Origin of the sequence: Desulforhopalus sp. IMCC35007 (genome assembly GCF_005116575.1) — a bacterium.
Taxonomy (GTDB): domain Bacteria; phylum Desulfobacterota; class Desulfobulbia; order Desulfobulbales; family Desulfocapsaceae; genus Desulforhopalus_A.
In genome coordinates, this window is record NZ_SWCN01000016.1 from 142,480 (window position 1) to 149,939 (window position 7,460).

At 36.7% G+C, this 7,460-nt stretch carries 7 protein-coding genes; 3 read left to right on the forward strand and 4 right to left on the reverse strand.

The genetic code is table 11. The annotated features are described in order from the left end of the window. The first annotated feature begins 66 nt into the window (after window positions 1-66). Together FCL48_RS25925 and FCL48_RS16775 are read left to right on the forward strand one after the other, a co-directional pair. Complete coding sequence (locus tag FCL48_RS25925) at window positions 67-351, forward strand: HNH endonuclease (RefSeq protein ID WP_371418681.1); 285 nt, start codon at window positions 67-69, stop codon at window positions 349-351. Between the two features lie 380 nt (window positions 352-731). Then, on the forward strand, window positions 732-1,406 hold the full coding sequence (locus FCL48_RS16775; RefSeq protein ID WP_136873728.1) for a hypothetical protein: 675 nt from the start codon (window positions 732-734) through the stop codon (window positions 1,404-1,406). Window positions 1,407-2,205: 799 nt separating this feature from the next. Here FCL48_RS16775 and FCL48_RS16780 read toward each other — a convergent pair. The 3 genes from FCL48_RS16780 to FCL48_RS16790 all read right to left on the reverse strand — a co-directional run bounded on the left by FCL48_RS16780 (window position 2,206) and on the right by FCL48_RS16790 (window position 4,546). Beyond that, window positions 2,206-3,609: a hypothetical protein gene (locus tag FCL48_RS16780; protein ID WP_136873730.1), complete on the reverse strand. Its 1,404-nt coding sequence runs from the start codon at window positions 3,607-3,609 to the stop codon at window positions 2,206-2,208. Between the two features lie 168 nt (window positions 3,610-3,777). After that, complete coding sequence (locus FCL48_RS16785) at window positions 3,778-4,260, reverse strand: hypothetical protein (protein ID WP_136873732.1); 483 nt, start codon at window positions 4,258-4,260, stop codon at window positions 3,778-3,780. Next, a complete protein-coding gene (locus tag FCL48_RS16790; protein ID WP_136873734.1) occupies window positions 4,244-4,546 on the reverse strand; it encodes a hypothetical protein in 303 nt (100 codons plus the stop codon). Before FCL48_RS16790 ends, FCL48_RS16785 begins: the two co-directional genes overlap by 17 nt. A gap of 380 nt (window positions 4,547-4,926) precedes the next feature. Here FCL48_RS16790 and FCL48_RS16795 point away from each other — a divergent pair, with 380 nt between their 5' ends. Further along, window positions 4,927-5,481 (forward strand): recombinase family protein, encoded by a 555-nt coding sequence (locus FCL48_RS16795; RefSeq protein ID WP_136873742.1) that lies wholly within the window; start codon window positions 4,927-4,929, stop codon window positions 5,479-5,481. Between the two features lie 97 nt (window positions 5,482-5,578). On the opposite strand, the gene FCL48_RS16800 is transcribed toward FCL48_RS16795, so the two are convergent. Beyond that, window positions 5,579-7,264 carry an AAA family ATPase gene (locus tag FCL48_RS16800; protein ID WP_136873736.1) on the reverse strand — a complete coding sequence of 562 codons (1,686 nt, stop codon included), beginning with the start codon at window positions 7,262-7,264 and terminating at the stop codon, window positions 5,579-5,581. Window positions 7,265-7,460: the final 196 nt, after the last annotated feature.

Consider the following 7,460-nt stretch of genomic DNA (forward strand, 5'->3'; position numbering starts at 1 on the left):
TTCACTAAACAACGCCTAGCGGCATTCAAAAAACAATCAGGCCAATGCTATTACTGCGGTAGCACTATGTGGTTAAAGAACCAGAAAGAATATGCTATTGAGCGTGGTATATCTGAGTCTGAGGCTTCAAGGTTTCAATGTACTGCGGAACATCTTGTGGCACGATGTGACGGAGGAAAAAACTCCTATCGTAACATTGTTGCTGCTTGTCACTTCTGCAATACCAAGCGTCACCAAAGGAAAAAGCCGCTTGGTCCACCAAGATACAAAGAGCATATCCGAAAGCGGTTACAGCAAGGAAAATGGCATCCTAGAAAGTTAAGAGACTCATCTTCTCCACAGTGTTCATAAGACAGAAGAGTTATGGAAGGATCTATGTCTTATTGGAACAGACTTCTATACCATTAAAAGGTTGTTGAGAAACCACACATATGATGTAACTATCAAGTATTACATAACGTTCGAGACAAAGTAAAACCTATTGAAATTCAAAGAGCAACTTAGTAGGGTGGCTTGTCAGAAGCGTACTACTGCCTGACTCCGACAGGACAGGTAAAATTGCTCGTGTTACCTTGTGCTTGATGATTACGCTGCGGTTGTCACATTAGGGCGATTCCTTTATCCGTACGGTGTGGCTCTAAAGGATCTTAAGGAAACGATATCAATGCTATCGGTGTATTTTTCCGTATCGGTAAAGGAAAGAATATGCATATTGATGGAGGGAAAATCATATGGATAATTGTAAAAAGAACAAAAATATTGAAAAGGTGCGTATAGATACAATTGAGCAACTTTTCACCTTTTTTGATGATGTCGGAATTCCCAATCCTTTTAGTGATCAACATGCCAATATGAAACAGAAAGCTCTTGAATCTCTAAGAGAAAGTGAGAATCCTGAAGATTGTTTAATCTTTCTTGGAAGTGAAGATCGCATGGAATTCTTTTTAGAATTTATAGACGATTTCAAAAAAAGAGGTGTTTATGAGATAGGTCTATTTATGGTTATAAATGGGATGAATATGAATTTTATCTCATGCGTTTATCCTGCCAAGGTTTTATTGGACTTACTTAAAGATGCAGACCAAGAAAAACTGCAACGCTGTGGTGATAGATTGCCCTTTGCTGATTCCATCGAAGTGTATAGGGGTGTAATTAATGATAATGACAAGAGTAGCATAAACAGATGCTCGTGGACCTTAAATAAAAATGTAGCGGCATGGTTTGCTGTTGAAAGCAGTAGGAATGATAGGGGTAAAAATGATAAGCCTGCAGTATATAAACGCATAGCATCCCCTGAAGCTATTTTTTACTACAACAACGAGAGGAAAGAGCAAGAAGTTGTGCTTGATCCTAATAAGTGCGGTCCAGCAATAAAATTATCTAACATGCCAAAACCTATTAATTGATCAAATTTCAATCAATGAAATTCTCCTCCATTCTTCTCTTGTATCAACGAGGATAGAAAGATTGGTATAGATAAGGAAAAGGCATATAGCCCCTTACTTATGATTTTCATCTTCACTTCGTGAAGATTCATATCATGCAGAAGTGGCTATGATGCACTTTCCTTTCCTTTTCGAATAGCACCGAATATCATTATCAAGATAAAGCAATTAATGCCTTCAGCTTTTACTGCAGAAGAATATGCTTTGGGGGATTTTTAATAAGAAAATAAAGATTCTCATTTGGCCTACGCCACATTCCAATCTTTAAAAAAAATAATACTACTATACCCACCTGTTGACAGTATTATCTACTATAGATATAAGTATTTTATCTATATATATTGGTAGGTTGTTGAGAAAAAAAGGAGGGGAGAAGTAATATATAGCACGATCTTTATGGTGTAAATATATAGCACGATCTTTGATTTGTCCGAATTTCATGCTAGAAGCATGTGATGTCGTCTTGTATCTATATAGCACGATTATTTTCAAAATAATTATGACTTTTTGTCAACATATTCTATAGATGACATAGTCACAACCTTTGCCTTTAAAATCATGCGGAAGTGCTAATAATAGTATTATAAATTGACCGACTAAATCGCTGTGTGCTTTACTTTTCAGAGTAAGAGTGTCCTTTGTGGCAAAGTTTAAAATGAGTTTAGAGGCGATTCTGGGGCTTTTCTGCAGAAACAAATGATGTTGTCTTCCTCCAGAAAACCATAATGTAATAACATTAGAAATGTCATGTTTTAATCGTCTACTTGATACTCAATGGTGGCCTTTTGACTACCTCAAAATATGCTTCATACATCGTATCTCTGAGTAAGTTCTCATCATCTTTCAACACTCTAAAAGAGTCATGGATACAGAAGATCGGTTTTCCTGCTGCCACAAACTTGTTAATTATCTTCGTAGCAATTTTCGCTTCTGTATTTTGTAGTTCAAGTGAGATAAGGTCATCTTCTCGGAATAATTTTTCCTCAAACAGAGGAAAATATTTACAGAATCTTTCAACAGCAACATCAGCCGCTTTTTTTATATCATCCTTGGTAAACTCATCAGGATAAAATTTTTCTACGAGGTAACCATCTTCATCAAGATTGCCTTCTTCTGCATCTTTATACTTTCGAGATAGTGCTTGCTTAAGCCCTTGTTGTGACTTGGCTCCAAGCATAATAACTACGATTTGCTTAAATAAATCTCGATGTGTTTCGTTATATCCTGGCATGGTGGAATATATATCAAAGCCTTCTGGGAGTTTAACTCCACAATTGGCAGCAAGTATTGATGGTAAACAACAACCGTAATCAAGTTCTACAGTTGCGTTCCCATTTATCAGCATGGTTTTTCGGTTTTCCTTCCATATTCTGGCCACTTTGGAGTAATAACGGCCACCACGAGTGAGTCCGTAATTATGATCTTTGTTAAAGATTCTTCTGGGAAGGTCATTGAGTTCTAGGGTTTTACCAGTCTCGATATCTGTGCATGTTGCGTTGAACCTGGAAAGGAGAATCCTATATGCTTCTAGGTCTTTGATCATCGGAACCAAGAGTACTTGTTCTTCTGGGGTAAAGTGTTTGCGTTCCTTGCGTATCCTGATTTTTGGGACACGCTTAACAGTTCCATCATCGTTTTTGTGGTTGATAAATATTTCGTCTTCAACTTTCTCTTGACGAATGATGATATCATCTTCTATGTCATTGAATTTAGAAAATTGCTTGAGTCCTTTCTCTGTTAGGAAAATTCTGGATTTCTTCCATTTTCCATTTTCTTCTTTGTATTGTTCCAATTCCATCTCACCCCAAAGTTCTCTTATCGCTTTTCTTTCTTTGTTGCTGGGTGCTTTATCGAGGTTGATGAAACCCCTTTTTTCGTCTGCAAGGTAATAAATTACTCTTTGTTCCATAGCTGGGCTTCTTGCTCCAGCAGGAAATTGCTTGTCGAAGGAGTCTACAATCGTTATTTTTTCTCTATTTTTTATAAGGTTACAAACAACTATTTCTGTGGATGTTTTCGCCTTTAGAATGTCTTTTTCTGCTATTTGTTTTTTAAGGGCTGGATTTACAGTCTTGTCAAAGACTAGTCCGTAGAGTAATTCTATTTTTTCCGTGGTGAAAGTGTCATCTGCTTTAAGATTTTCATTTATCCATTCTGCTTCCATATTTACTAATCTCCTTAGATTGCAGGAGACATTAATATACTAAAACGAGTTGAACTTTCTGTTGTAAAAAGCTGAACATATGTTATAATATTAATATCTTCAAGGTTGTTAAGTTGTCGTTTTTTTAGCTCCAGCATTCCAAGTGCTGGGGCTTTTTTATTTCAAATATTATGCTTTTAAAAAACTCCAATCTGATAGATTTTTCATATGTTTTCTGCATAATCTGTAACTTTTCATGAAATTGGCTTGATCTTGTACAGTCTCAATTTTTCGATTAATGATGTCCTTTAATACAGATTTAAGCTCACTTGTGTTTGGCTCATAGCCATTTGCCAATTTTTCTATAACGTGCTGCACTGAGTACTCAGAGAGGATTTGTGGTCCTCCAGTGTTGCCATCTGCATAAAATTTAAAATAGTCAGGGCTGTCATGTTTAGCCATCATGACAACAGATTCAGGTGAAAGCTCATTTCCCTCCATGTCTTTGAATGTTGTCTTCTCTAGAAATTCATCCCACTCTGGGTTAAAGCGGTTAATAATATCTGTAGCACTTTCATGGCTTGCACCATTGCTTTCAAGTAGCTGCTTTAGGTTTGCAATCCCTTTGGCTATTTCTTCACTGTTATTAGTAGTCTCAATTCCATTTTTCATTATCTATATCTCCTTTAAGTTTAATGCTTTGCAGCATTACTTGCGCCAATTTTAGCTTGATAGAGAGCTTTCTAAGCAGTTCCTTGTCCTGATCATTTGGTTCCACGATTCCGTTGCAGATTCTGCTTAGTTTGGATTGGTCCCATTTCAGATATTCGCATATACGTCCTTGGTGAAGCATATAGAACGCATCTCTCCATTCATTGCTCATCGTGTTCTTTTTGAACCTTTCGTATAGTTCAATAGAGGTACGAATTTCTTTTTCATGCAGTATTAAGTTATCCATTTCAATCTCCTGAGATTATTCCCTATGGGATTTATTATTTTGCAGAGCAATTTGCTCCAAGCCTATTTCTTATTATCCTAGACTTGGTTGTTTTTTGCAATATAAGGTTCAAGTGATATTGCATAATATCAGTATATTAGGTGGTTTTTGCTATGCTCTTATTTCGTTTGAATTGTAAGGGGAGAATGTAGGGAGTTGGAAGACACTTTTGCAGAGTGATTTGCTACAACGCATCAAGATCAGTACCCAGTGTCAAAAAGGTATACCATTATGACATGTTAAAAAGTGGTGTCAAAAAGGTCCGTATGTGTTTTATTGACATATATTTTAATAAGGTCTTAGAGGTTATTGACAATAAGTCTGGAACAAAAGGAGAGGCAATGACTGTATTTTCATATGCAAGGGTTAGTACACTTGATCAGAAGACAGACCTGCAAGAGAATGCACTGAAAGGGAAGTACCCTGATGCAAAATACAGTGAGGAAAAAGCATCAGGTACATCAATGAGCAATCGGGAAACACTTAACTACATTCTTCATTTCATAGGTGTAGGCGATAAGCTGGTTGTTTGGAAACTGGACCGATTAGCAAGAGACATGCATGATCTCACGAAAATTGTGAAGCTCCTTGATGAGAAAGGAGCCAGCCTTGAGATTTTAGACCAGAGCATAGACACCAGTACAGCATCAGGTAAGGCATTCTTGCAGATGCTCGGTGTGTTCGCTGAGTTTGAAACTAATCTACGGGCAGAGCGACAAGTAGCTGGTATTGCAGCAGCAAGGGCAAGAGGCAAGCATCTGGGTAGACCCATAAAGCTAACCGATGATCAGAAGGAAGAGATACAGAAGAGAATTGCCGCTGGAGAGAAGCCACCTGACTTGTCAAAAGAGTTTAACGTTTCGAGAGGTACAATCTACAATGTCATTAAAGAATAGTCTTTTTTGTTTTGAAAAATGGTTGGAATCCAAATAATAAAAAAGATTGTCCAAACCCATACACGACCAAAGCTCGTAACGTCAAAAGAGAAAAAAACTAACTGTTATGTGATTTTTGATCATCTGAGAACGTTGGACGAAAGTCTATTTTTGGTATCTCGGGGCCAGCACTTTGGCTGATCTTTAGGCTTTTACTTTCTTTGGTAAATGTTTTTCCAACTATAAAATCATCACTTTTTAGATCATCACTTATACTTTTTGTACCTATGATAAGTTGACATGATACTTCAGAATTATTTAGCTTTTGTTTGACTATAGATTGAAAATTTCTTGATCGTGCGTCCTCCATTCCACCATTTTCTATTCCATCTAAAATCATGAAACGTGGTAAGCGGACGTATTTTTTTTCTAATGATGCTAGAAGCAATGAAACGTGAAAGGCATTATTTAAATATACAGTGCCACTCTCTGAAAAGGCTACTTTGCCATTCACAGATATAGAGTTGGATGCAAAGTCATATTCTATGGTGTGAGCGTTGTGAAATTCTTTTTCAGAACCAATGTCGTCCTTGAGTATGTCGATAAGATGTTGTGAAATTACACTTTTTATCTCAGGTTCTCGGTTCCTGAATTGTCCGCTTTTGATTTTTATGAGATCTTCAAGCCTATTGACTTCAGCTTGGTGAAAGTCTCGTGACACCGTGAGTTTATTTATAGAATCACTTAATCCTGCAATTTTGTCTAAGCTTGCAAGCTTCTCCTCTATCTCTCCAATTTCATGGTATAGTTCATATAGCTGACTGTCATCCGTGGTGTTCAGAGAGGATATTGTGGAAGCAACCTTATTTACATTTTTTCGGAACAGAGTTCTGTGCTGCTTCCTTTCGTCGATCAATTTTTCTAGGTTTTGTTCCTTCTTTTTGATGAGTCTTGATGATTCATTAAGTTGTATTGAAAGTTCATTTTTCATTCTGGTTAAATTAACATTGTCACCACTACTATCTTGCTTGGTTTGTGTGCCACACAAGTGGCAAAATTTGTCATCATAAATTTCTATTTGTTTGTAGCAGCTTGGACAGATTTTGAATTTAATAACATTGACAATCTTGCCAATTTTAATTGAATCGTCTAGCGCATTTATTTTATCTTCAAGTTCACCTATGAAATCAGTAGAGTCCTCAATCTCATATTTTAATGATTGAATGTTGGATTCACATTCTAAAAGTATCTCTTTGGTTTTAACTACTGTTTGAGCGTAATTCTCTGTGATGTTTTTTTCCTGAACATATGACAGTACAGCATTGTCTTGCATGTCTTGAATTTTAGCTTTTAATTCCGAGATCTTGGCTGTATGGGCATTTTTTATATCATCTATGTTCCCAAGGTCTTTCGCGTATGGTGTTTTACCTATAAATGAAAGGATAGCTTTAAGCTCAATTACTACTTTATCTAGAATTTTATTTTCAGCTATTAAGGCAATTCGAGCGTCATACAATTCATTGTCATAGAGACCAAGTAGGTAATTTCCAATTGATTCTCTTTTAAAGGCAGAATCAAAGGACTCCAGGTTGAATATGTTTGATGAAGGATTTGATTGATCACTGTATATCAACCGCAGAATTTGATGAATTGTTATGTTGTTGTTATTCGCATCAGCCTTGGCTTCAGGTATTCCCATAAAAGAGAAAAGCTTTTGAGAGAAGCTTTCTCTAGACGTGCTAATGGAATATGGATAGTTGTTCCATTGTTCTGCTGTCGCCAGTAATGCACTATCTAACGGCAAGAAGCAGATGTCCATAGATTGTTTGTCAGAGTGTGAAACATGCCTTTTCAAGGTGATGTTTTCACCATTTAGTTGTGCTAACCTAAAATTGATCAGTAAATGGGTGTTGTGCTAACCGAAAATTGACCACCTTAAGCAAGGCCTCTGCTATGATGATTTGCAAAAATCATTAAAGGGGGCAAGGAGTTGCTAAACG

Coding starts and splice junctions, on each gene's coding strand:
- FCL48_RS25925 (WP_371418681.1), top strand. CDS start 67: ATGTGGTTAAAGAACCAGAAAGAATATGCTATTGAGCGTGGTATATCT.
- FCL48_RS16775 (WP_136873728.1), top strand. CDS start 732: ATGGATAATTGTAAAAAGAACAAAAATATTGAAAAGGTGCGTATAGAT.
- FCL48_RS16780 (WP_136873730.1), bottom strand. CDS start 3,609: ATGGAAGCAGAATGGATAAATGAAAATCTTAAAGCAGATGACACTTTC.
- FCL48_RS16785 (WP_136873732.1), bottom strand. CDS start 4,260: ATGAAAAATGGAATTGAGACTACTAATAACAGTGAAGAAATAGCCAAA.
- FCL48_RS16790 (WP_136873734.1), bottom strand. CDS start 4,546: ATGGATAACTTAATACTGCATGAAAAAGAAATTCGTACCTCTATTGAA.
- FCL48_RS16795 (WP_136873742.1), top strand. CDS start 4,927: ATGACTGTATTTTCATATGCAAGGGTTAGTACACTTGATCAGAAGACA.